Source organism: Litchfieldia sinesaloumensis (genome assembly GCF_900156865.1).
GTDB classification, from domain to species: Bacteria; Bacillota; Bacilli; order Bacillales; family Bacillaceae_L; genus Ferdinandcohnia; species Ferdinandcohnia sinesaloumensis.
The window spans coordinates 1,482,549-1,506,971 of the sequence record NZ_LT732529.1 but is presented as its reverse complement, the minus strand read 5'-3'; the positions used below and the strand labels follow the sequence as shown (position 1 = coordinate 1,506,971).

The 24,423-nt window shown below is 35.3% G+C and carries 22 protein-coding genes and 1 pseudogene; 19 read left to right on the top strand and 4 right to left on the bottom strand.

The annotated features are described in order from the left end of the window. Window positions 1-31: 31 nt before the first annotated feature. A complete protein-coding gene (locus CZ490_RS07470) occupies window positions 32-619 on the top strand; it encodes a DEAD/DEAH box helicase (RefSeq protein ID WP_077618309.1) in 588 nt (195 codons plus the stop codon). A gap of 257 nt (window positions 620-876) precedes the next feature. Here CZ490_RS07470 and CZ490_RS07465 read toward each other — a convergent pair whose 3' ends face one another. Beyond that, a complete protein-coding gene (locus tag CZ490_RS07465; RefSeq protein WP_077618308.1) occupies window positions 877-1,110 on the bottom strand; it encodes a hypothetical protein in 234 nt (77 codons plus the stop codon). 439 nt (window positions 1,111-1,549) lie between these two features. On the opposite strand from CZ490_RS07465, the gene CZ490_RS07460 reads away from it, so the two are divergent. The 4 genes from CZ490_RS07460 to CZ490_RS07445 all read left to right on the top strand — a co-directional run bounded on the left by CZ490_RS07460 (window position 1,550) and on the right by CZ490_RS07445 (window position 9,482). Next, window positions 1,550-1,936 carry a hypothetical protein gene (locus CZ490_RS07460; RefSeq protein ID WP_077618307.1) on the top strand — a complete coding sequence of 129 codons (387 nt, stop codon included), beginning with the start codon at window positions 1,550-1,552 and terminating at the stop codon, window positions 1,934-1,936. Between the two features lie 135 nt (window positions 1,937-2,071). Further along, the gene (locus CZ490_RS07455; RefSeq protein ID WP_077618306.1) at window positions 2,072-6,826 is read left to right on the top strand and encodes a DEAD/DEAH box helicase; all 4,755 of its coding nucleotides are present in this window, start codon (window positions 2,072-2,074) and stop codon (window positions 6,824-6,826) included. 281 nt (window positions 6,827-7,107) lie between these two features. Continuing rightward, window positions 7,108-9,039 carry a DUF2075 domain-containing protein gene (locus CZ490_RS07450; RefSeq protein ID WP_077618305.1) on the top strand — a complete coding sequence of 644 codons (1,932 nt, stop codon included), beginning with the start codon at window positions 7,108-7,110 and terminating at the stop codon, window positions 9,037-9,039. Between the two features lie 65 nt (window positions 9,040-9,104). Beyond that, the gene (locus CZ490_RS07445; RefSeq protein WP_077618304.1) at window positions 9,105-9,482 is read left to right on the top strand and encodes an iron chaperone; all 378 of its coding nucleotides are present in this window, start codon (window positions 9,105-9,107) and stop codon (window positions 9,480-9,482) included. Window positions 9,483-9,633: 151 nt separating this feature from the next. On the opposite strand, the gene CZ490_RS07440 is transcribed toward CZ490_RS07445, so the two are convergent. Further along, entirely contained in the window at window positions 9,634-9,903 is a 270-nt protein-coding gene (locus CZ490_RS07440; RefSeq protein ID WP_142255347.1) for a helix-turn-helix domain-containing protein, read from the bottom strand. Between the two features lie 134 nt (window positions 9,904-10,037). Between CZ490_RS07440 and istA the strand changes: the two are divergent. From istA to CZ490_RS07415, 4 genes and pseudogenes are all read left to right on the top strand, one after another. Next, window positions 10,038-11,134, top strand: a pseudogene (gene istA / locus CZ490_RS22625) (IS21 family transposase); the annotation flags it as partial. 194 nt (window positions 11,135-11,328) lie between these two features. Next, on the top strand, window positions 11,329-12,390 hold the full coding sequence (locus CZ490_RS07425) for a hypothetical protein (protein WP_077618300.1): 1,062 nt from the start codon (window positions 11,329-11,331) through the stop codon (window positions 12,388-12,390). Next, complete coding sequence (locus CZ490_RS07420; protein WP_077618299.1) at window positions 12,314-12,943, top strand: hypothetical protein; 630 nt, start codon at window positions 12,314-12,316, stop codon at window positions 12,941-12,943. Before CZ490_RS07425 ends, CZ490_RS07420 begins: the two co-directional genes overlap by 77 nt. Before the next feature lie 751 nt (window positions 12,944-13,694). Next, window positions 13,695-14,072, top strand: coding sequence for an iron chaperone (locus CZ490_RS07415; protein ID WP_077618298.1), 378 nt, complete (start codon window positions 13,695-13,697; stop codon window positions 14,070-14,072). A 142-nt stretch (window positions 14,073-14,214) separates the two neighbouring features. On the opposite strand, the gene CZ490_RS07410 is transcribed toward CZ490_RS07415, so the two are convergent. Next, on the bottom strand, window positions 14,215-14,559 hold the full coding sequence (locus tag CZ490_RS07410) for a helix-turn-helix domain-containing protein (protein ID WP_077618297.1): 345 nt from the start codon (window positions 14,557-14,559) through the stop codon (window positions 14,215-14,217). Window positions 14,560-14,789: 230 nt separating this feature from the next. Continuing rightward, window positions 14,790-14,852, bottom strand: coding sequence for a hypothetical protein (locus CZ490_RS07405; RefSeq protein ID WP_407639807.1), 63 nt, complete (start codon window positions 14,850-14,852; stop codon window positions 14,790-14,792). A gap of 330 nt (window positions 14,853-15,182) precedes the next feature. Here CZ490_RS07405 and CZ490_RS07400 point away from each other — a divergent pair, with 330 nt between their 5' ends. From CZ490_RS07400 to CZ490_RS07355, 10 genes are all read left to right on the top strand, one after another. Then, window positions 15,183-15,857 (top strand): RraA family protein, encoded by a 675-nt coding sequence (locus tag CZ490_RS07400; protein ID WP_077618296.1) that lies wholly within the window; start codon window positions 15,183-15,185, stop codon window positions 15,855-15,857. A 118-nt stretch (window positions 15,858-15,975) separates the two neighbouring features. Continuing rightward, a complete protein-coding gene (locus CZ490_RS07395; RefSeq protein ID WP_077618295.1) occupies window positions 15,976-17,145 on the top strand; it encodes a pyridoxal phosphate-dependent aminotransferase in 1,170 nt (389 codons plus the stop codon). Window positions 17,146-17,201: 56 nt separating this feature from the next. Further along, complete coding sequence (locus tag CZ490_RS07390; protein ID WP_159439921.1) at window positions 17,202-18,182, top strand: Bug family tripartite tricarboxylate transporter substrate binding protein; 981 nt, start codon at window positions 17,202-17,204, stop codon at window positions 18,180-18,182. Window positions 18,183-18,191: 9 nt separating this feature from the next. Beyond that, complete coding sequence (locus CZ490_RS07385) at window positions 18,192-18,659, top strand: tripartite tricarboxylate transporter TctB family protein (RefSeq protein WP_077618293.1); 468 nt, start codon at window positions 18,192-18,194, stop codon at window positions 18,657-18,659. Window positions 18,660-18,800: 141 nt separating this feature from the next. Further along, a complete protein-coding gene (locus CZ490_RS07380) occupies window positions 18,801-20,309 on the top strand; it encodes a tripartite tricarboxylate transporter permease (protein ID WP_159439920.1) in 1,509 nt (502 codons plus the stop codon). Between the two features lie 53 nt (window positions 20,310-20,362). Next, on the top strand, window positions 20,363-21,148 hold the full coding sequence (locus CZ490_RS07375; protein WP_077618291.1) for a LamB/YcsF family protein: 786 nt from the start codon (window positions 20,363-20,365) through the stop codon (window positions 21,146-21,148). Between the two features lie 20 nt (window positions 21,149-21,168). Next, complete coding sequence (locus tag CZ490_RS07370) at window positions 21,169-21,864, top strand: 5-oxoprolinase subunit B family protein (protein ID WP_077618290.1); 696 nt, start codon at window positions 21,169-21,171, stop codon at window positions 21,862-21,864. Then, on the top strand, window positions 21,857-22,771 hold the full coding sequence (locus tag CZ490_RS07365; RefSeq protein WP_077618289.1) for a 5-oxoprolinase subunit C family protein: 915 nt from the start codon (window positions 21,857-21,859) through the stop codon (window positions 22,769-22,771). Before CZ490_RS07370 ends, CZ490_RS07365 begins: the two co-directional genes overlap by 8 nt. Before the next feature lie 35 nt (window positions 22,772-22,806). Beyond that, window positions 22,807-24,168, top strand: coding sequence for an acetyl-CoA carboxylase biotin carboxylase subunit (locus CZ490_RS07360; protein WP_077618288.1), 1,362 nt, complete (start codon window positions 22,807-22,809; stop codon window positions 24,166-24,168). A 2-nt stretch (window positions 24,169-24,170) separates the two neighbouring features. Beyond that, window positions 24,171-24,383 (top strand): acetyl-CoA carboxylase biotin carboxyl carrier protein subunit, encoded by a 213-nt coding sequence (locus CZ490_RS07355; protein WP_077618287.1) that lies wholly within the window; start codon window positions 24,171-24,173, stop codon window positions 24,381-24,383. Window positions 24,384-24,423: the final 40 nt, after the last annotated feature.

Genomic DNA, 24,423 nt, shown 5'->3' with positions numbered 1-24,423 from the left:
AGAAAAAGAGATTAAACCAATTGAGGGTGTTATGAAACTTAAAATGCTTTCATCTCATCCTGGTTTACTTGATCCAACTTTGCGTAATTTACCAAGTAAAAGTATACAAAAGACACCTGATCTAGTAGCGAATATTAAAGGGAAAAATGAAAAAGTCCTCATCTTCACTGAGTATCGAGAAATGCAAAATATACTAAAAGGACAAATCATTGATAAATTTGGGATTGTACCTCCTATAATCAACGGAATGACGGATCGAAGACAACAAGTGGTCGATGAATTTAATACAAAACCAGGTTTTGACGTTATGATTCTATCACACAAAGCAGCTGGAACAGGTTTAACGATAACCAGTGCAAATCATGTTATTCATTACACAAGATGGTGGAATCCCGCAGTCGAAAACCAGGCAACAGACCGTGTATATCGCATTGGCCAAGAGAAGAATGTAACAGTCTATTTTCCAATTGTTACGGATGAAAAACAATCACTTGGCAGAACGGTTGAGGAGATTGTTGATAAACTTTTAGAAGAAAAACAACAATTGTCTACAAACATAATCGTACCTAGTCAGGAGTTGAATATTGAAAAGATGTTGCTGGAGACGATGAATATATGAATATACATTAATCACTTTATATGGAACGGGTGTTTATGGAGTTAGTACCTACAGTTTATTTATATTACGTGCCCAGCCCGTACTTTGAAAGAAAATTTCTCATGTGTGAGGAACTCTTTACAAGGAAGCTTTGTAATATAAAACAATATGCTTATTTTGCTAAATTTCAAACTCAGCTTATTCACCCGTTTTCTCCAAATTCAAAAAAACCCACAAACATTGATAAATCAACTTGCGTGTGGGTTTTTTATCGTTTCTTAATTTAACTTATTTTCACCTATAGATACCAGTGGTAGGGGTTCGTCATTAATTTTTAAATCAATCTCATTAAAGCATTCTGGACATTCGATGGTTGAATAAAATGAATAACTAATCTCAGATCCCATATTTCTTTCATAAGAATCAGTTTCACATTCAAAATTATCATTAGCTATTTTCATTTTATTATTACAATTTCCACAACTACTAAATACATCATTATCTAATTGCATCTTATTCCCCTTTTTACAAGGGTTTGCTAGCGTTACTGTTAATTAACCACAGGCCGACCCTTTGTTATATTTTTATCGAGTAATTTCTTATACAGTCTTATTCAATTATTCATCAAAGGATAGTTGAGAGGAAAATATCGAATTGACAAAATTTATATTCAAGGAAGAATTAAAAGTTTCCAAAATTATTCGCTCAACTGTGAGAGCGCTTTGTACATATAATCTTGAAGTGTTAAAAAAGTCCTTACTACCATGAGAACCTCTTATTACTAATTTAAATGTGGGGGATAACTTGAAGAATGCTATTCGAACTATCCATAACAGTTAATTAGTATGAATATATTTTCGAATATTCAATAGAATTAAATATATATATGGTAAAATATTACTATATTATATTTGATAAGTGAAAATTAGTTTTAAGGAGGACAATCTATCAATGAATTTAATTACGAACTACCAAGAACTATTAACGAATATTAATACCTTAGAAGAGTATAAAAATTCTACTAGATATAAAGAATATCTTACAAGGTTAATAAAAAGAGGGACTTGTTTCATAGTACTTGATAATGATAAGAATATGATTTTTGCCCCAAGTAGGTTTGTTGGTTATCAAAATAATACAATGGAAAAGCATGAGAATAATAGCAGGAAAGATGGAAGAATTACAAATGAAGTAATAAATGAAATATTAGGATTTAAACCTGAATCAAATAATAAACTTGAAGAATCTTATAAAAAATACTGTATTGATTTAGGTATTGTTCCAAATGAAAAAGGAGCCTTTGGTGTGGAGAGAAAGTTCTGGTTGATTAAGAATTAGCTTTACCTATTTCCAGATATTTGGTGATTTTTATACTTAATTAATAATTGCAGATAAAATAAAGTTGTCTGTGGGGCATAAAGGCATTCGGGGGCAAGCACAGTTTTCATTATTATTTTAGGGTGGGAAGTATTAATGATTATTCACGAGAATATATATTTTGACCAATTAACAAAGGACAGAGAGCATATTGCTGACATTCTTGAAGTCCCTGCTTTGCGCGGCGTGAAGACAAGTGTTGTCGAGAAGTATTCTGACCAAGCACACTTTATTTATGAGTTACTCCAAAACGCAAATGATGCTAAAGCAACATCTGCTCGTTTTGTGCTGCATAAGGATAAATTAATCTTTGCACATAACGGATCAAGGCGATTTACTATTTCAGATCCAGCTAATGAAAAAGAAGATTCTGATAGTGGTAAGTTAGGTGATATTAACGCAATTACTTCCATTGCTAACTCTAATAAAAACGAGGCCTCCATAGGGAAATTTGGTGTGGGGTTTAAGTCAGTGTTTCAATACACCTCAACACCGCATATTTATGACCCGGATATCTATTTTAAAATAGATCGTTTTATTGTTCCGATAAGGATTAGAGAAGATTTTTTTGGCAGGAAAACAGACGAAACACTATTTTTATTTCCGTTTGATCACCCAGACAGAAGTGCGGCCGAGGCGTATGATGATATTTCAGAGAAACTTTGTACTTTAGATTACCCTCTTTTGTTTCTTTCATGTCTTGAATCTATTTCGCTTGAAATCGCTGGAGTTTTAGGGTCGTATAAGAAATCTATATTGGAAAAGCTACAATTCGGTAAAACGGTCGCAGAGCTTATTTGTCTAACTCAAAATTACGGTGAAGAGGTTTATGAAGATAAACTGTGGCTGTTTACACGAAAAGACAAGAACGAACATAATTATTCGGTCGGTTTTTTTCTCGATGAAGAAGAAAATCTGAGTCCAAAACAACATACCGCATTTTGTTTCTTTCCTACAAAAGAAGTAACTGGTCTAAACTTTATACTTCATGCACCTTTCTTGCTTACTGATAGCCGCGAGGGAATCCGCGCAGGAGTTCAACATAACCAAGAGTTGATAGAATTGTTAGCAGATTTGGCAGCAGACAGTCTAATTTATCTTAGGGATATTGGACTAGTAAAAGGTCATCCCCTCATTACTGATGAGATATTTGATATTATTCCTTATGAGGAAAGCAGATTTAGTGATATAAACGACAAAAGGAAGATTTCATTCAAGCCATTTTACACTGCTATTCAAGAAAAAATGAGTAATAATGAGTTATTACCAACTTGGGATGGCTACGTTTCAATGGAAAATGCTTTTTGGGCAAACATTCCTCATATTGCAGAATTATTTAAAGATACTCATTTGGCTTCATTGACGGGAAATCAGAAGGCCAAATGGGTTTTCACATCGTTTGGCCGGCAGGAAACGCTGCGGAAAAATAAGGCACTTACTGATTATATTGAGTCAATTACATCTGTGTGGATTGATGAAAATGATATTATTGATGGTTATAACGACATTATTGGTGGTATTAATAGTGATTTTATTGAGGCGCAGCAAGTTTCTTGGTTACATAAGTTCTATGGATGGGTTTCTGAAACAAGGGGAAGAACTAATTTGATAAAACGGAAACCGATTTTTCTTAATCATGAAAGAAATGCAGTAGCTGCTCTTGATGAAAATGACCAAGTTGTGTTATTTTTACCAACCGATACGGAAGGATTTAATACTGTATTACCTGAATTGTTGGAAAATGAAGACACTGCCCAGTTTCTTAAGCAACTAGGCGTTGATCTACCATCATCGCGAGATGAAATCTATAATCATATTCTTCCTCTTTATAAAGATAACCATGAGGGAATTAACACCACTCAACATTTTTTGAAATTCTTTGACTTTTATAAAGAATGTCCGAAAACAGAAATCGATGATTTTATTAGACTCATAAAAGAATGTGCGTTTATTAAATACCGGTCTGCCAATAATGATACTATTTATCGTGGCAAGGCAAGTAATCTTTATTTACCAACCGATGATCTTAGGATATGGTTTCAGGCTAAATTAGATACAAAATTCATAGAATTTGGTGAGTACTTACAATTAGTTGGTGAAAGCAATAAAGAGGAGTTAATCCGTTTTTTTACTGACCTAGGTGTGAAGGATGAGCCGCGGGTTTTATTACGTGAATTGAGTTATGAAGAAGCTAAACAAATTCGTGATTATTGGCCTGATTACACTAGATATAGGAAATGGGAAGAAAAGTATATAGATGGAAGTAAAGAAATAATAGAATATCTAATTCAAGAGCAAAATGTTGAATTATCTATCATGATTTGGAATCAGTTAATAAAGTATGTTGAATATGGCTATTCTTATAACGGTATAAGAAGTATATTTAATGGCGCATATAAGTATTTTTACCGTAACCCAAGGTCAATGGTGTTTGATTCGAGTGAAGCTATCCGACTTCGTACAGCGCCATGGCTGCTTAATAGAGATGGGCATTTTGTGGCAGCAGGGGAACTAACGGTACAAACACTATCTCAGCAATATAATACGTCAATAGACGAGGCAGTGGAGCTTATTAATTATTTGAAGATTGTAGATCGTATTAAAGATAGTGAGTATGTCAATGATGGTTTAACTGATGAACAGCGTACGAAAATTGAACTGGCTGAAACCCTATCCGATATTCCACTCGAAGAACTTAAGTTGTTTGCGGAACAATATCGTGCAAAAAAAGACACCTCAACTATAGTTGAAGATGAAGATACAGATGACATTCAAGAAGATTCAGCTGTTTCTCGTATTGTAAAAGAGATTAGCAAACGAGCTGTTTCTGACTCAAAAGATAGAGCTCCATCAACTCCAGATTTAGCTGAAGCTACTGAATCTGATGAGGACGACTTTACGAAGCCGTCTATCAATTTTAGTCAGAAAATAGAGCAAGCAAAACAACGTAGTGCAAGTGAAATAGCAGAAATTGCTTATCTTGATGAATTGACTCAAAAAGCATTAAAGGCAGATAAATACTCATTCGGATGGTTTAAAGCTTTACTTGAATTGGAATCGCTCAATAGTGGAGAAAACAAGACCAATAGTAGAGAAATTTCTATAACTTTCTCAAAGGTTGAACGGGAGCAAGGTACTTCACGAACCCTAATTTTAAATCACCCAAGTCGCTATTTACCACAATCTATGGAAGACCTTGCGGATATTCCTCTGGAACTACATTTTGCAGATCAATCGATAATCAAAGTAGCAATTGAAGTTGTAAATGTAAAATCATACACGTTAAGGGTAAAATTAAGGACAAATGCACAGATTGACGGAATAGATTTATCATTAGTCACTGAGGCAAGAATCGAGGCAAAGAATCCTGTGTTTCTATTAGAGGAACTACGGAAATCCTTTAATAAACTTGATTTCGATGACTCCTATGATATGCAGAACAATCTCTGTGAAAATATAGAATTTGTATTTGGGCCACCTGGAACAGGGAAAACAACGCACTTAGCGGGAGAGGTTATTCTTCCTCTTATGCAAAAAGAGAAAGACTTGAAAATTCTTGTTTTGACTCCGACAAATAAAGCGGCTGATGTTCTTGTGCGTCGACTAATGGAGATGGATAAAGATCAAAGTTACGTGGACTGGCTTGTCCGATTTGGCGCGACGAATGACAGTGAAATCGAGCAGAGCGGAGTTTTTCGTGATAAGACTATCGATATTCGGTCCTTTCCAAGACATGTAACTGTCACGACAATCGCTCGTTTTCCTTATGATTATTTTCTTCCGGAAGGAGATACGAGACTTCATTTGAGTGCGCTTAAGTGGGACTATATAATTATTGATGAAGCATCCATGATACCTTTGGTAAACATCATTTATCCACTGTATAAAAAGACACCTGAGAAGTTTATAATAGCGGGTGATCCATTCCAGATTGAACCAATTACAACTGTCGATATTTGGAAAAATGAAAACATTTACACTCTGGTAGAGCTTGATTCATTTACTAAACCAACAACAATACCTCACCCGTATCCTGTCAAGCTTCTAACCACACAATATAGAAGTACTCCTGAAATTGGAGAAGTGTTTAGTCAGTTTGCATACGGAGGTGTATTGCAGCATAATCGTACCGAAGATAGCAGGCGACCATTAGGTATTGAAGATTCAATTGATATAAAACCTATCAATATTATTAAATTTCCGGTGAGTAAGTATGAGAGCGTATTTCGACCGAAACGGCTACAAAGTAAAAGTAATTATCAGGTGTATTCCGCACTTTTTGCATTCGAGTTCGTAAAGTACATGTCTACACTCATTGAACAGGCTAATGGAGATGAGTTATTTCGAATAGGTTTAATTGCACCATATCGTGCTCAGTCTGACTTGATTGATAAGTTAATGGCATCATTCATATTCCCTAAGAATATTGATGTTCAAGTAGGGACAATCCATGGATTCCAAGGTGATGAATGTGACATCATAATTGCCCTATTTAATCCGCCACCGTCTATATCGGCATCAAAGCATATGTTTCTTAATAAACTTAATATTGTAAATGTATCTATTAGTAGAGCTAGGGATTATTTGTTTATACTTATGCCAAATGATGATACGGAGAATGTAGAAAACCTTGCAATGATAAAGAGAGTAGAAGGTCTATGCAAGGAACAGCCGAACTGGATTGAGCAGGAATCCCATTATATCGAAGAAGTAATGTTCGGTAGCAGCACCTATCTAGAGGATAATTCGTTTTCAACAAGCCATCAATTGGTAAACGTATATGGAAAGCCTGAAAAACGATATGAAGTTAGAAGCGAAGACAATGCTGTTGATGTTCAGATACATGATTAGTTATGGATATAAACAACTAGAAATGTGGGGGGGGCTCTTCTACACTGATAATCTCTTTTAGCAATTTACACATACAAATCATTTTACACAAATTTTACACATCGTCAGCAATAAACCATACAATCTCAATATCTATAAACCTATCTCAACCCCGACCACCGGTATCAAACAAAAACAACCTCGCAGAGTGTCAATAATAACACTCAGCGAGGTATTTTAATTTTTCTCTATAAGAAATATGGTAAAATATGCTTATAAATAGGTAATGAAGGAGGTCCCAAATGATTGTTTACGAAGCAAACAAACAAGAATTTCTTGATCATGTTGACAAAGATGTTCTCGTTTCTCATATTTTAACCCAATTCGAATTAAAGCTAGGTCGAACAAGTGAGTCGGAAATTCGATCCTGGGATAATTCGATGTTGCATATGTATCGTGTATTAAATGACCAATCAATCCCGGATGATGCAGGTATAGCAATTGAATATAAAATTCCATATACATCAAAGCGAGTGGATTTTCTTCTTTCGGGACATGATGGTGAAAAGGATTCTGTAGTGATTGTCGAACTTAAACAATGGTCTGAAGTACAAAAAGTTGAAGGAAAAGAGGCAATTGTTAAGACTGCACTTAACCGAGGGTTGCACGAAGTCACCCATCCTTCGTATCAAGCGTGGTCTTATGCTGCGTTAATTGAAGACTATAATGAAAATGTACAAGAGCAATTTATACAGCTAAAGCCTTGTGCGTATTTACATAATTATCGAATTCGACCAAATGATCCATTAACTGATGAACATTATGACTATTACCTGAACCTTGCACCGGTTTATGCAAAAGGTGAGGTGGAGAAGCTTCGAGACTTTATAAAGAAATACATAAAATACGGTGATCAAAAGGAAATATTATATCAAATTGAGCGAGGTAGAATTAGACCTTCTAAATCACTTCAAGACTCATTATCAAACATGTTAAAGGGCAACCAAGAGTTTGTCATGATCGATGAACAAAAGGTCTTTTATGAAACTGCCATTCAGTTAGCAAAGAGGGCCATCAAAACAGATACAAAACAGGTCATGATTATAGAAGGAGGACCTGGTACTGGGAAATCGGTCTTGGCAATCAATTTACTAGTGGCGTTAACAAATAAATCGATGACATGTCAATACGTAACGAAAAACTCTGCTCCAAGAAATGTATATTCTACTAAGTTAAAAGGTGATTTTAGGAAAACTAGAATCGATAACCTATTTAAAGGATCTGGTAGTTATACCGAATCAGAACGTGATGAACTAGATGTGTTAATTGTTGATGAGGCGCACCGCTTAAATGAAAAGTCAGGTATGTTTCAAAACTTAGGAGAAAATCAAGTTAAAGAAATTATTCATACTGCAAAGACTGCGATATTCTTTATTGATGAAAATCAACGGGTGACTTTGAAGGACATCGGTAGTGTTGAGATGATTAGAAAATATGCAAGAGAATATGGGGCAGAAGTCACGTCGGGAGTTCTAACTTCACAATTTAGATGTGATGGTTCTGATGGGTATATTGCTTGGCTCGATGATGTTTTACAAATTCGAGAAACAGCTAATGCAAATGACATGGGTATGGACTATGATTTCAAGGTTTTTTCTGATCCAAATGAAATGAAAAGAGAGATTGAAAAGAAAAATAAAATTAATAATAAATCTAGAATGGTTTCCGGTTATTGTTGGGAATGGCCTAAGAATAACCGCACGAATTCAAAATTTCATGATATAAAAATTGAAGAACATGATTTTGGTATCAGCTGGAACCTTGATAGTTCGACAACATGGGCAATTGATGAAAACTCAGTACATGAAGCAGGTTGTATTCATACTTGTCAGGGCTTAGAGTTCGATTTTGTAGGAGTTATTATTGGCGATGATCTACGTTATGACGATGGACAAGTTATAACTGATTATACAAAACGTGCTAAAACGGATCAGTCTCTTAAAGGGATAAAGAAAATGCTAAAAGAAAAACCTGAAGAAGCTCAAGAAGTTGCAGACAAAATTATAAGGAATACGTATCGAACATTGATGACCAGAGGACAAAAGGGATGTTATGTTTTCTGTACGGATAAAAATTTGGAAAAGTACCTACGGTCACGCTTAAAGCGGGAAAGCAAGTATAGAGAACAAGCTTTTGGAAATATGAAGGTAGCTGAGGAAAAGGAAAGCTACTAACTAATTAATCATCAAAAGTGTATCACTTTTACATACAATATATGAATTTGGGGGGAGAGATAACCATGCAATACGATGCAAAGACCGCCAAAGAATATTTAAATCTACTTGAAAACGATTGGCGCAAAGAAAAACTACTTACAATACGACAAATGATCCTTGCGTATGCACCTGAATTGGAAGAGGTGATTCGCTATAAGATGTTGAATTATGGTAAAGATGATATTTATGTTTTTGCGTTAAATGCACAAAAGCATTATGTCAGCCTCTATGTCGGTACAATCGATAAGGTAGAAAATGCAGAGACTCTATTGGCGGGCTATAATTATGGAAAAGGCTGCATCCGCGTCAAAAAAACGATAAAGCTTGAAGAAACGGGACTGGAACAGTTTATCCATAAAACCATTGATATGTGGCGCGCCGGCGAAGATACTGCTTGTTGATTTGGTTTTTGCTAGTTAGCAATAGAATGTGTTACGCACTGAAAATTACCATAAAAAATAACACCTTTCATAATGAAGGGTGTTATTTTATGTATCAGCAACTAACTATTAACATTTAATAGGTCCGTATTTTACTAATGCAATTACAATCCTATTTCAGTTTCGCTTCACGATCAAGCCCGTTTAAAAGAATCTCAATCATCTTTTTTGCGTCATTCTGAACTTCTAATGATCTTGAAGACAGTATTTCAATTATTTCAACAAGTATTTCCGGATTCTTAATTTTGTTAAGTATGTCGGTATATTGGAGAAGGTCTCCTACCGGAATTTCAAAGACATCCGCAATCTTTTCTAATACATGGTGAGTTGCATTTGTTTCTGCTCTTTCAATTTCACCCATATACGTGTCGGAAATGCCCATGTAAACGCTAAAATATAATAAACAGATTTTGCTCATTTCGAATGAACACTTTTTCACCAATAAGCCCTTTTTTAGTAAACTGAGATTATTCAGTTTATAGGGGGCTGTAGTAATGGAGGAAAAGCTGATGTTACATAGAAATCCATCAGTTGCATGCAAAAAAACTACATATAACACAAATTGCGAGGCAGCTGAAGATTGCAAGAAATACTGTATATAAATATTTGAATATGATTTTTGAGGAAGCCGTAGAGGAATTTGGAGAAGTAAATCGGAAGAAAAAGTTAGATCCCTACCGGGACTTGATTGTTAATTGGCTTCAAGAGTTTCCTAGTTTAAGTGGAGCACAAGTTTATGATTGGTTACTAGAAAGATACCCAGATTTAGATGTTGGGGAAAGTACAGTGCGTCGTTATGTAAAAAAAATGAGAGATGTCTACAATATCGAAAAGATGGATGAACCAAGAGAGTATGGGGCCGTAGATGAACTACCCCCAGGAAAACAGATGCAGGTAGACTGGGGACAAACAGTTCAAAAAACTAAACAGAAGAAGGATGTTAAGTTATACTTCATCGCTTATGTTCTAGCACATTCGAGACAAAATACATGGTTTGGCAAAATCGTCCTTTTACAACTGCAGATACTATTCGCTGCCATGAAGCTGCATTTCAATATTACGGTGGAATGGCTGAGGAAATTGTCTATGACCAGGATAATTTGATTGCCGTAAGTGAGAATGCAGGAGATATAATCCTAACAACAGAGTTTCAAAGTTACGTGAAACAAAGGAAATTCAGTGTCTTCTTATGTAGGAAAGCAGATCCAGAATCTAAGGGGAAAATTGAGAATGTAGTTAAGTACATTAAGCAAAACTTTGCGAAGTACCGCATTTTTTCAACAATCTAAGATTAGAATGAACGAGCGTGGCAATGGTTAGAACGTACAGGAAATTATAAAGTTCATAACACAACTAAAAAAAGACCTTTCAAAGTGTTTCTCCTGGAAAAGCAACACCTAAGAAAAGTCTCCTCTTCGCTTTCAACTTCAGAAAGCTACCATAAGAAAATTATAACAAGGAATGTGAATAAGGACAACACAGTCCGTTTTGAGTCTAATCGTTATTCAGTTCCAATCGGAATATATTCGCAATGTGAACAAGTTCAATTACAAATATGTGATCAAGAATTGACCATATTTAATGAGATTACTGGTGAAAAAATAGCCATGCACTGCTTTGGATATACAAATACCATTTTCGTTTGTCCTTTGATGAATTTTAAAATGTAGAATTATAATAAAGGTAATCAGGGATAAAAGTAACAGGAGGTTTTGAAATTATAAAAAATATTGTTAAAAAAGCAGGAAAAAAGCCCCTTTTTGTAGTATATAGTCGAAAGATAACTAAAAGATCAGGGGGATATATTTTGACGACTGTTAAAACTACTACAATTAAAGCTTATGAAATTACAACGCCCAAATTTGCGGGAGATCGACAATATGAGCATACTTATGATAATGAAGTATTAGATTTATTGTTATCATCTATTTTAAGGCTTGATAAAGCAAAAAGGAAATTCAAAAATGATACAGTTTCGATAAATCTGGGTGATTTTAGGCAGTCTAATGATGCTAATATTGTTGAAGGTCATTTTATTACAGCACGCCATGGCGTCAGGCGTTCTCAAATTGATATTGAAACTCAAGAAGAAGTAGGTACTATAGAAAGCTATCATGGTGTTGAGTACAATGTTTATTTTATGATTGATCGTAGAACAGGTTTACTTTTAGTACAAGATGATTATAATAAAGTATTTTCAAGAAAACTGCTGTTATCATTTTTACATACGCATAAAGATATCATTTATCCATATGTTGAAAGGTTCAATGAAAAGAATAACGAACACCCTTTTGTAATACACAAGAGGTCCTGCTATAGGTTACAAACACTTCCTCCTATTGAATTTATGGACAAGTTAAGAGAGTTTACAAAAGTTAAAAGTGCAATACTTACGTTAGATAGTAATACCGAAAAGGATAAAATAGATGTTAGCCAAGTACTTGATTCCGAGTTAGAAGAAAATAATATAGAGGATTATGATTTGGAAATAAAAATTAAAAATAAAACTGGACGTTCGATGATAAGAATATTCGAGAGGTATTTCGAGTCAATTATAGAACAGCAGAAGTACGATTCCTATGCTATTGAAGGTGTATTAGAGAATGGCAAAACTAAAAGAATCACACCAGATACTATAACAAGGGACTTCTATGCTGAGGTAAGATACAACGCTAATGGTGAAGCTTCAATGGAAGACATATTCAATAGAATGACAGCTATTATTAATAATGAAAACCCTCTACAAGGCAAATCGGGTACACCAAATATTATTCCGGTAGGTGAAGATACGGATGTGGAAGCGGCTATTAACAGGAAAATCAGAAGCAGGAACCAAGATACGGCCGGTCAACAAGAAGAAACAATCTGATTCTGTTTTTATTTGGGAATCGTACTCAGAGGGTTTTAACAGAAAAAGAATACTTCTTGAGTTAGTAGTTCCAGGGCTTATAGCTTTATTAAGTTGGCTAATTACTTTTTTATCATTTACTTCTGTTACGGAAATTTTAACAAAGGTTAAAGAAACTAACTCCGAGTTTTTTACAATTATTGCGATTCAAATAGGATTTAATATCACATCTTTAGCATTGATAGGTGCGTTTAATAAAGATAAGTTAAGATCCATGTTCGCTAAAGTTAAAGATATCAATAAAAAAGAAAAAGTATTAAAACAATTACTTGCCTCATTCATTTATTGTGTTTTTATTCAAACAGGAATTATTGTTGTTGGATTCTTTTATAACATTAACATAGAAGACCTGTACAAGCTTGAGTATCTTCAGAAACTAAGTACAATATTAAAAAACACTATTGTTTTTAGTCTTTACCCCATATGGATATGGATTATTTTTCATAGCTTCATGGTATCAATAAGAAACGTTGTACTCGTTTATAAATTTATCTTAGTGAGCTTTAAAAATTGAATTATGTGATTAAGAAGTTTGACACTCTCAACTGTTTTTTAAAGAGGGGTTTTAACGTTTTTTTTAATGTTGTATTGGAAAAACATTCTAAGAATGGTATTTTTTAAAAAAACGAATAAAAATACTCAAGAGCTTGGAATAACTCAAAGCTCTTGTTATGTGATGCTTTTTTTTCTATTTACTTTAGGACTTGCTCTATGTTTTTAGCGTATATGCTTAACCGGGGAACACCTGTAATTGTTAATTCTTTGGCACCCTTCCCACCAAGCTTCCTATCCCTATCCTCGCTTAGGCTATACTTCCACCCTTTAATGATGGGTCCGTTCATATTACGCTAAAAGTCGTAAAGCCACACACCTACACTTTTCTCAGATTTTGCTTGCTAGGAATTTAACCACAACAAGGAAAGTAGAATATCGCTACTACTCAAAACTAGATAGTACTTCAGGTCATGCATACTTGCGAATGGTTAATTATACTCACTTATCAAATGTATCCTAAATAACGTCAATAAGGGCAGAATTCCGGGCAACTGGATTCCGAGAACACATCCAACAAGTGTGGAGAAGTTGTTCTCGTCTATGTGTTCCGGTAAATACTTATATCTAAATATCGAAAAGAAAAGCATATGAATAAAGTGAAGGGGGTAAGTAATTTTAAAAATTGTTTTGATAGACGCTGAAGCTGCATAAACAGCAAATTTCCTGTAAACTAACAATAAAATCGTAAAATACAGGAGTGACACCTAACCATGCAATACGATGCAGAGAACGCCGAAGAATACTTAAACCTACTTGAAGACGACTGGCGCAAAGAAAAACTACTTACAATACGACAAATGATTCTAACTTATGCACCTGAATTCGAAGAGGTGATTCGCTATAAGATGTTGAATTATGGGAAAGATGATATCTATGTCTTTGCGCTAAACGCACAAAAGCATTATGTCAGCCTCTATGTTGGTACAATCGATAAGGTAGAAAATGCAGAGACTCTATTAGCGGGTTATAATTACGGAAAAGGCTGTATTCGTGTCAAAAAATCAATAAAGATTGAAGAAACGGGATTGGAACAATTTATCCATAAAACCATTGATATGTGGCGTGCAGGTGAAGATACTGCTTGTTAATTTGGTTTTTGCAACTTAGCAATAGAATGTGTCATGCACTAAAAAATAACACCTTTCTTAAAGAAGGGTGTTATTTTATGTATCAGCAATTAGCTATTTACATTTGATAGTTCCGAATTTTACTAATGAAACTATAATCCTATTACAGTTTCGCATTACGATCAAGTCCGTTTAAATAAATCTCAATAAATTTTTTTGCGTCATTCTGAACTTCTAATGATCTCGAAGACAGCATTTCAATTATTTCAACAAGTATTTGCGTATTCTCAATTTTGTTAAGTATTTCGGTATATTGGACAAGGTCTGCTACCGGAATTTCAAAGACATGTGCAATCTTTTCTAATACATGGTGAGTTGCATTTGTTTCTGCTCTTTCAATTTCACCCATATACGTGTAGGAAATGCCCACTTTTTCTGCCAACTCATGCTGTGTCCACTTTCGCTTTTTTCGTAGAGTTCGAATTCTTTGACCAAGTGCAGCTGACATAAAATCACCCCTAAAATAAGTAAATCCTAGAGGTTCATAAAATTGAACACGCTATAGTTGGTACTTTTTTAGAAATACCAACTATAGTCGGTATTTTGAAAACTTTATTCATATTTACCTATTGAAGGTGACACATTTTCTGATTTCCCAAACCACGTTAGATGTCCATTTCCTACGATATTCCTTTCTTTGTTTTATATGGCGGGGGCCTTCATGCTATGTGGCAGCATTTAAATCGAGTCTATAACACTATCTAGCTTCGTTTCGATACGCTGCAGTAGATACAATGTCACGACGATAGGAAAGCAAAAATGTTAGTCCAAAGATTTATAAATGAATCATAAGCTCGTTTTTCCTATGAATTCTAACAATCTATAAATATATGCAAAACCGTTTCAAATCCTTCTCTAGTAAGGCCTACTCTTTATTTTTTTATGCTGACAACTTCTAATATTCAAACAGAATTTTAAAATATTCTTACAATAAAAAATATAACAGAATCTTCGCAGTAAATGGAATTATGTGTATTTTAATAATTTATTATAAGTTTATGGTTGACATCAGTATACCGGTCGACTAGAATATTTTATATAAATAGTTTGAATTTTAGGAGGATTGTAAAAATGGATATTGTAAAATCATTTGCGAGACTAGAGCCTGAGTGGATTAATAAGTTTTCGAACATTAATGAAAGCGCATCAATTAATGAGTGCTTACCTAAAAATGGTGCACTTAGTCACAATATAAGGCCAATTTTACCTGAATCAAGATTGTGTGGATCAGCATTTACTGTACAAGCGACTCCTGGTGATAACCTTATCATACATAAAGCACTACAGCTTATTAAACCAGGAGATGTACTTGTAATATCGTATGGTGGATATCTTGAAGCCGGGGGGATGTTTGGCGGAGTCTTGAGCACAATTGCCAAAGAAAAAGGATGTTTGGGACTTGTCACAGATGGTTCAGTTAGAGATACAAAAGCTATTAAAGATATTAGGTTCCCTGTATATTCTGGGGGCATTAATATTAAAAGTACTACTAAAAGTTTAGGGGGGAAGATAAATAATTCAATCAATATTTGCAATGTAACCGTTAATCCAGGTGATCTTGTTTTTGGTGATGATGATGCTGTTGTAATTGTACCGAAGGAGCAAGTGGCTGAAGTTTATGAAAGGGCATACAATCGTGAAGCGCAAGAAGAGGTTACTCTCAAAAAGTTTAGGGAGGAAGGAATCATCCCATTTGATAGTAATTTCCAAAAAGTGTTTGCGGATCTTCATCTTAGTGAAGAATAATAGTTTCTAAGACTTTAGAGGTTTGTTGTTAAACATAATCTAATTTTAATTAATTGTGATTTACTATGTTAGGTATCTCGCTTCAATTTTGTTAAACATAATACAGGAGGCAGGTAAGATGATAGTGAATGAATTTGTTAATTCCAAGGTGCAAAGTATTCCTCCCTCGGCTTCTAGTTCCTTAAATGATATAGCAAATGAACTGAGAGCAGCAGGGAAAAAAATAGTTAACTTGACAATTGGTGAACCAAATTTTGATACCCCTAAACGCATAAAAGAAGCTGCATATAGAAGTATTGAGTCCGGATTTACTCACTATGTCCCAGCTTTAGGAGTTAGTGTTTTAAGAGAAAGTATAGCAGAAAAGTTAAAAAGTGAAAATAATATAGAAGTTAATCCTGCTGATGAAATAATTGTCACTCCAGGAGCTAAATTTGCTATTTACTTAGCACTCACTACGTTTTTAGAAGAAGGCGATGAAGTCTTAATACTAGATCCATCTTGGGTATCTTATGGGCCATTAGTTCAATTAACAGGAGCAAAACCAGTTTCAGTTCCACTATATTTTGATGATAATTTTAAAATAACACGTGAAAAACTTGAGAAGAATGTAACAAGCAAAACCAAGATGATAATCATCAATTCTCCTAACAATCCTACAGGGAGGGTGCTTACTAAAGAGGAAGTTAAAGTAATTAATCAATTTATTTTAGATTATAATATTTTAGCCATATCAGATGAGATTTACGAACATATTGTGTTTGATAATCTCAAAAATATTAGTTTAGCTAGTGACCCTTCAGTAAAAGAAAATATTATTACGATTAATGGATTTTCAAAAAGCTATGCGATGACTGGATGGAGATTAGGATATATTGCTGCAAACAAGTTTTTAGTGAAAGAAATGGCAAAAGTGCAGCAGCATTTGGTAAGCTGTGCAACCTCTTTTTCTCAGTACGCCGCTGTGGAAGCGTTTGCTTGTGAGGAAGAAGTGAACCAAATGGTGATAGATTATAAAAAAAGAAGAGATTATCTAGTTTCTGAATTAAATTCATTGCCTGGTTTCGAGTGTAGATATCCAGAAGGCACTTTTTATGTATTTGCGAAGGTCAATTACAAGGGAATGAACTCTGAAGAATTTAGTCAATATATTTTTGAAAATGCTGGAGTTCTTGTAACTCCAGGAGCCGCCTATAATGATAATGGATGTATTCGATTATCGTTCGCGGCTTCTATGGAAGAGCTAGAGGCTGGTGTAGAAAGTCTAAAGGAACTTTTAATTAGGTAGTTTACTAGTTTTTAACATTCTCAATTATAAAATAATAATTTATGAGGAGAGATCAAATGAAAAAAAACTACGGTCGGTTACTATTATTAGGTTTTGGCTCACTCTTTACTATATTTATGTTGGCAGCTTGTTCAGCAGCGAATTCGGAGGCTCAAGAGGATTTTCCAAATAATACAATAAATATATATTCTCCATATTCTCCTGGGGGGTACGTAGATATAATCACTAGGCAATTGGCTGATCAACTTGAAGACGAATTAGGAGTCAACGTCAATGTATCAGATCGAAGTGGGGGGGGAGGTATTGTAGCTATGACAGAGATTTCTAAACAGAAACCGGATGGTTATACACTTTCCGCAGCTACAGATATATCTCATATGCATTTTGAAAATGTCGACTATGGCATTGATGACTTTACGTTTGTTTCGTCAATGGCGTACGCTCATCATCCTGTAATTGTGCGATCTGATAGTGAGTGGGATAGTATAGATGACTTACTTAAATATGCAGAAGAAAATCCTGGTTCACTTAAATGGGGCTCAGGTGGCATTGTTAATCCAGTGGTACTGGCAGCAAGAGAACTATTTGCTACAAGCGGCGTTGAGACAGAGCAAGTTCCATATAATGGAGGGGCTGAAGTTTTATCCGCTTTACTAGGAGGAGATATTGACGTCGGAATCATTGCAGATTTTAAATCATCTCTCGAATCAGGTGCTATTAAGTTATTGGCTGAAAGTTCTCTTGAAGCAAACCCAAGCTACCCGGATGTTAAAACATTGCATGAACTTGGTTTAACTGGTGAGGGACCACCTACAGTTTATGGCATTGTAGGTCCCAAAGATATACCTGATGAAATAGTAGAAGTACTAAATTCAGCTATGGAGAAAGTCATTAATTCTGATGAATATAAGAATGCAATGGAGAAATTAGGAGTACAACCTTTTTATAGAACTCCAGAAGAATATAAGAATCTCATGATTGAAGAAGATAAAAGATTAGGAGAAGTCGTACCGAAATATCTTGATAGTAATGAATAGGGGAATTTTATGACAAGAAATCGAGAGGCTGTATTTTTTCTATCAATTGGATTACTAGGCATAATCTGCGGAATATTTATTTTCCCTTCCTATATACCGGATGTGCAAGGTAAGGCTTTAATTACACCAGGATTTTTTCCGTTTTTAGCATTATTCATCATTATTATTAGTTCGCTTGCAGAGGCATTTTCGATAATGAAGAAAAAGGATAAGACGGAGAAAAGAAAGTTCTGGGAAAAAGGGAAAGCGAAACAAGCAGCGATTATTATAGCAATATTTGTTATTTATGTTTTTATTGCTATAAATTTGCTTGGATTTTACTTAGCGAGTCTGCTACTTCTAGTTGGTGTAATAAGGTATTTAGGGGAAAAGCGGTGGTGGTTGTCACTACTAATAAGTGTAGGGGTTATAGGTGTCATCCATCTATTGTTTAACATGCAGTTGGGAGTAAACTTCCCGAGTAGTATTTTTTTCTAGCATATAGTTAGTAATGGGATCTTTATTTACTTGTTGTATCAAGGTTAGGAAAGGGTGTGAAAATACACCTTTTCCTAAAGAGAATCAATTAGGCCCTTAAGTTTTTAACTTGGGCTTAATGAGGAAGTGAGGAGGGTTGATGTGATAGATCAGATTATAGATTCCGCACTCCAGGTCTTACAACCAGAAACAATTATATTGGTTTTACTAGGTGTAGCGGTTGGTCAAATTGTAGGCGGTATTCCTGGGATGACAGGCACAATGGTAATGGCTTTATTAATGCCATTAACCTTTGCGATGCCTATATGGGTTGGAGTTCCCATGTTGCTTGGTATACTCAAAGGGGCATTATTTGGTGGGTCAGTTTCTGCAGTAATGCTTAAAACTCCAGGAACACCAGCAGCTTTGGCAACTACTTTTGATGGGTATCCAATGGCTCAACAAGGTAAAGGAAAAAAGGCAATTAAAATGGCGTTGGTTGCTTCTACAATTGGGGATACGTTTGGAACTATTTGTTTAATATTTCTTTCGGGAATTATCGCCTCTGTGGCAATTATGTTTGGAGCACCGGAATACGCTATCGTTATATTATGTGCATTATTAATATTAGGTACCCTTCAGGGCAGATCTTTTGCAACAGGGATGTTATCCGCAGGTATTGGTTTATTACTTGGAACAGTAGGAGTTGACCCAGTAGTAGGACTGAGTAGATTAAGTTTTAATAATCCTCAACTCTACTCGGGAATTGAACTTGTACCGTTACTAATAGGGTTGCTTACAATCCCCGAGATAATTAAACAGATGGAAGGTACTGAAGCCAGTAAGCGGGAAAGTGCTATTAGAACTTCTAATAATAAAGAGGATAATAAACTTTATTGGAAGGAAATAAAAAAAGACAAAGGGATTAAAAATTTGTTTAGATCGTCAACAATCGGCATGATGATAGGGTCAATCCCTGGGTTGGGCGCAGAAGTAGCTGGGATAGTTAGTTACAATCAAGAAGTACTAAGTTCTAAAAACCCTGAAAAATACGGAAAGGGTGAAATAAAGGGAGTAGCAGCTACTGAGAGTGCAAACAGTGCAGCGGGTGCTTCTAACTTAATCCCATATTTGTCTCTTGGAATCCCAGGTGACACTTCAATTGCAGTGATTGCAGGTGCATTTTTGGTACACGGCATTACTGTTGGACCAATGATGTTTGAAGAATCTCCGGGTGTCTTATATGCGATATTTATAGGTTTACTGATTGCAAGTCTATTAAACTTGTTGGTTGGACATATTATGATTCCAGTAATCACGAAGGTATTAACTGTTCCAAAAGGATTTCTGTTTCCGAGTGTATTTGTGATAGCTGCCGCTGGTACATATGCATTTCGTGGAAGTTTCTTTGATGTTGGAATAATGATGGCTTTTGGTCTAATTGGTTATATTCTGATGAAGCTGGACATTTCTGTAATTCCATTAATGATTGCTTTTATACTTGGACCAATGCTTGAAACTCAAGTTCGACGGACTGCCGTGTTAATAAAATCTGAGGGAAGTGTGCTTTTCTTATTTCAAAGACCACTTTTCGTAATATTACTTCTTGTTTTAATTGGCATGACTTTTCTTATCATTCGTTTTAAACGCCGTTCAAAGCTTGTCGAATAAAACGATAAAGCTAATGCATTATTCGATTTAAAATCATTTCGGAGGTGGTTCTGATGAGACCAGTTATAGACATAGTAGCGGACATGGGTGAAGGATTTGGGAAATATTCAATAGCTGATGATACGAAACTGTTAGATTTAGTAAGTTCCGCAAATATTGCTTGTGGTTTCCATGCGGGAGACCCTCAAATTATGAGTCAAACCGTTAAACAGGCTATTGAAAAAGGAGTAGGAATAGGGGCACACCCATCCTTCCCTGACCTTGTAGGATTTGGAAGAAGGAAATTGGATGCCTCGACTTGGGAAGTTACTACTGATGTACTTTATCAGTTAGGCGCATTAAGTGCTTTTACAAAAGCCCATGGGGGGCAGATACAACACGTTACACCACACGGTGCACTTGGGAATCTAGTTGCAATCGATAGTAATTACGCCAATGCAGTGTTGGATGCTGTAGAGTTATTTGATCCTAATCTTATCATCTTATCTCAACCCGATGAGTTGTTCTTTGCAGCCAAAGAACGAGGACTTAAAACGGCAGCTATCATATTTGCCGATCGTGCTTATAATGATGAGGGAAAGATTGTGTCTCGTTCAGAACCGAATGCGGTTTTACATGACCCTGAAGTCATTGTACAACGTTGTCTAGATATGGTCATTAATCAGAAAGTGACTACAATTACTGGGAAAGAAATAGAAGTCCAAGGTAATTCATTACTCATACATGGTGACAATAAGGGTTCCTTGGAACTTGCTGAAAAAATAAAGACTAGTCTTATCGATGCTGGAGTGGAGATTCAAGGGATAGATAAACAACTTTCTACAAAAACACATACGTAAGGGCAAGAGGTGATGGATAAATGATAAAACCAGATTTAATCAATTATGGAGATTCAGGCTTATTAATAAAATTTTCAGAGCAGTTTAGTATAGATGACTGGAAGAAGACACATTTTCTTACGAACGAAATAAGAAAAGATAATATTCAAGGAATACTCAGTATTATACCTACACTAACTTCATTATTTATCCATTTTGATTTACTACTAATTGACAGAGTTGACTTATTAAAACGGATTAATAGAATACTAGAAGAAATAAATGACAAAGATATCGTATTAAAAAGTAGACATTACAAAATTCCGCTAGTATTTGGAGGACCGGACTTGGATTTAATCGCGGAAGAAGTCAGCAAAAGTAAAGTAGAACTAATTCAAGCAATAACTTCTAAACCAAGCCGTATACTGTGTTTTTCTAGGGGCCCTATGATGGAAAGCCCGATAAAAGAAAGTGTGAAAAGGCTTAGTTCACCTCGTCCTTCTGTACCTGCCGGAACGTTAGGTATTGCATTTGGTCAGATATCTATATCATCAATGGATGCGCCAAGTGGATGGAAAATGTTAGGCCAATCACCTACGACTCTATTCAATCACAAAGCCGATCCACCAGGCATATTAAACCCAGGTGACTATTTGCAGTTTTTTGCAATTGAAGAGGATGAATTTGACTTTTACAAATCAAAACAAATCGAAAGAATGGATGTAGATTATGAATAACGCTCATTTAATTATCGAGGATGTGAAAATAGCTACTGTACAGGATGCTGGTCGTTTTGGTTATGAAAAATTTGGTGTGACCATTAATGGTGCTACAGATATGTATGCATACATGGTGGGGAACAAGCTCCTAGGCAATGATTTGTATGAACCCTCGATAGAAGTGATGATTTTTGATTTTTCAATCACGAGTGAAGTGGATGTACTCTTTTGTGTAACGGGTTGTCCAGCAGATGTAATTATTGATGGTAGTTTAGTCAATCAATGGGAAGTTCAGAAATTACCCGCTGGAAGTACGCTAAGTATCAAGAATATGAAAAAAGGGTTGAAAAATTATATAGCGTTTGCAGGAGGGCTAGATGCACCAAAGATTCTTGAAAGTGTTTCACTAGATACAGTTACAAAGTTTGGTAAGCCATTACATAATAATCAAAAAATAAAACTTAAGAAAGCTAGCGTTTCTTTAAATGAAACAAATGCAGATCTTAAAAATTTTGAAATCCCTAAGTATGGGGCTCCATGGAATATACATGTGAGTGATGGACCAGATACACATATTTTTGAAAATGAATTAAATACATTTTTCACATCAAAATATCGAGTTTCTCCACAGTCGAATCATATTGGAGTACGTCTTGATGGTCCACCTATTGCTCATCCGACATTTAAGGAAGTGTTGTCTCGTGGTGTAGCAATTGGAGCTGTTCAAGTAGTGCCTAGTGGACAGCCGATAATTCTTCATAGGGGTAGAACTTTGACAGCTGGGTATCCAGTTGTAGGTACTGTTGCTTCGACCGACCTTGGTCTAGTAGGGCAAGCGAGGCCCGGAGATGAGATAAACTTCACATATATTTCCGTAGAAGAAGCTGAGCGTATGTATAAAAAGCAATTAGGATTTTTAATTTAGTTACTATCTTTGGCACTGTAGGAGAGGTGATTCTTTTGTTCAGGAAAATTCTTATAGCAAACCGTGGAGAAATAGCAGTTCGAATTATTAAAACGTGTCGGGAATTAGGCATTAAAACAATAGGAGTCTATTCTGAGGCAGACAAAGAGACATTACATGTCACGTTAGCTGATGAAGCTTATTATATAGGCGGTTCTAGGGTAAGTGAGAGTTACCTAAATATTGAACGGATAATTGAAGTTGCAAAAAAAGCAGATGCGGACGCAATTCATCCTGGATATGGATTATTGTCGGAAAACGCTGATTTTGCAAAGGCGTGTAATAGAGCAGGTATCACATTTATTGGTCCGTCTCCTGAAGTTATTCAAAAAATGGGTAATAAAATTGAGGCAAGAAAATTAATGGTCGAATCAGGCGTACCAATTGTGCCAGGTACAAAGAGTCCTATAAAAAATACGGACGAAGCCGTGGAAGTAGCAAAGAAAATGGGTTATCCAATCATGTTAAAAGCAAGTGCTGGTGGTGGTGGTATCGGAATTGAAATTATCAACAACGAGGACGAACTCAAACAAAAATTTGCTAGCAATCAAAGACGGTCAGAAAACTACTTCGCTAATGGAGAAATGTATTTAGAAAAATATATTCAGAATCCACGTCATATTGAAGTACAAATCCTAGCTGATAAATATGGGAATACAATACACCTTTGGGAACGGGATTGTTCCACTCAAAGACATCATCAAAAAGTGATAGAAGAAGCCCCGGCTACCTTTCTAAGTAGTGAAACAAGAAATATGTTAGTTAACACAGCTATAAAAGCAGCTAAGTCATTAGAGTATACCAACGCTGGAACTATTGAATTTTTAGTCAGTGAAAACCAAGAAATTTACTTCTTAGAAATGAATACTAGACTTCAGGTAGAACACCCAATTACAGAAGAGATAACTGGAATTGACTTAGTAGAAGAACAAATAAGAATAGCAAAGGGACAAAAATTAAGGTATCGTCAAGAAGATATTCAATGTAAAGGGCATGCGATTGAAGTCCGTATATATGCTGAAGATCCGGTTACTTTTTTCCCATCACCAGGTACTATTTCTAACATTACACTACCAGAAGGTGAGAACATAAGGCATGAGTTGGCTATACAGAATGGCTCAATCATTACACCTTTTTATGACCCGATGATAGGGAAAATGATTGTTAAAGGAGCCGATAGGCCAGAAGCGATATCACTATTAAAGGAAGCATTAGAAGAATATGGTATTGAGGGTATCAAAACCAATATTCCTACATTAATGGAAATTAGTAGTCACCCTAAGTTCGAACAGGGAGAAATAACAACAAATTTCATGAAAACAGAGTTCAATTCACCTATGAAAAGTAGCGGGAGGTAAAAATGAATACGATAAATGCGAATATAGCAGGAACGGTTTGGAAAATAAATGTATCAGAAAACGATAGATTAATAAAAGATCAAACGGTTATTGTTCTTGAATCTATGAAGATGGAACTACCTATTTTATCAAGTGTAGAAGGTAAAGTAAAAGAAGTTAAGGTTAATGAAGGAGACTTTGTTAACGAGGGAGATACTTTAATACTTTTAGATTAATAAACAACTACACATGTAATAAGAAGGGAAATAAATTGAA

Coding starts and splice junctions, on each gene's coding strand:
- CZ490_RS07420 (WP_077618299.1), top strand. CDS start 12,314: ATGTGGAAGCGGCTATTAACAGGAAAATCAGAAGCAGGAACCAAGATA.
- CZ490_RS07375 (WP_077618291.1), top strand. CDS start 20,363: ATGAGACCAGTTATAGACATAGTAGCGGACATGGGTGAAGGATTTGGG.
- CZ490_RS07355 (WP_077618287.1), top strand. CDS start 24,171: ATGAATACGATAAATGCGAATATAGCAGGAACGGTTTGGAAAATAAAT.
- CZ490_RS07365 (WP_077618289.1), top strand. CDS start 21,857: ATGAATAACGCTCATTTAATTATCGAGGATGTGAAAATAGCTACTGTA.
- CZ490_RS07410 (WP_077618297.1), bottom strand. CDS start 14,559: ATGTCAGCTGCACTTGGTCAAAGAATTCGAACTCTACGAAAAAAGCGA.
- CZ490_RS07460 (WP_077618307.1), top strand. CDS start 1,550: ATGAATTTAATTACGAACTACCAAGAACTATTAACGAATATTAATACC.
- CZ490_RS07445 (WP_077618304.1), top strand. CDS start 9,105: ATGCAATACGATGCAAAGACCGCCAAAGAATATTTAAATCTACTTGAA.
- CZ490_RS07465 (WP_077618308.1), bottom strand. CDS start 1,110: ATGCAATTAGATAATGATGTATTTAGTAGTTGTGGAAATTGTAATAAT.
- CZ490_RS07470 (WP_077618309.1), top strand. CDS start 32: ATGAAACTTAAAATGCTTTCATCTCATCCTGGTTTACTTGATCCAACT.
- CZ490_RS07370 (WP_077618290.1), top strand. CDS start 21,169: ATGATAAAACCAGATTTAATCAATTATGGAGATTCAGGCTTATTAATA.
- CZ490_RS07415 (WP_077618298.1), top strand. CDS start 13,695: ATGCAATACGATGCAGAGAACGCCGAAGAATACTTAAACCTACTTGAA.
- CZ490_RS07440 (WP_142255347.1), bottom strand. CDS start 9,903: ATGGGCATTTCCGACACGTATATGGGTGAAATTGAAAGAGCAGAAACA.
- CZ490_RS07395 (WP_077618295.1), top strand. CDS start 15,976: ATGATAGTGAATGAATTTGTTAATTCCAAGGTGCAAAGTATTCCTCCC.
- CZ490_RS07390 (WP_159439921.1), top strand. CDS start 17,202: ATGAAAAAAAACTACGGTCGGTTACTATTATTAGGTTTTGGCTCACTC.
- CZ490_RS07455 (WP_077618306.1), top strand. CDS start 2,072: ATGATTATTCACGAGAATATATATTTTGACCAATTAACAAAGGACAGA.
- CZ490_RS07385 (WP_077618293.1), top strand. CDS start 18,192: ATGACAAGAAATCGAGAGGCTGTATTTTTTCTATCAATTGGATTACTA.
- CZ490_RS07400 (WP_077618296.1), top strand. CDS start 15,183: ATGGATATTGTAAAATCATTTGCGAGACTAGAGCCTGAGTGGATTAAT.
- CZ490_RS07450 (WP_077618305.1), top strand. CDS start 7,108: ATGATTGTTTACGAAGCAAACAAACAAGAATTTCTTGATCATGTTGAC.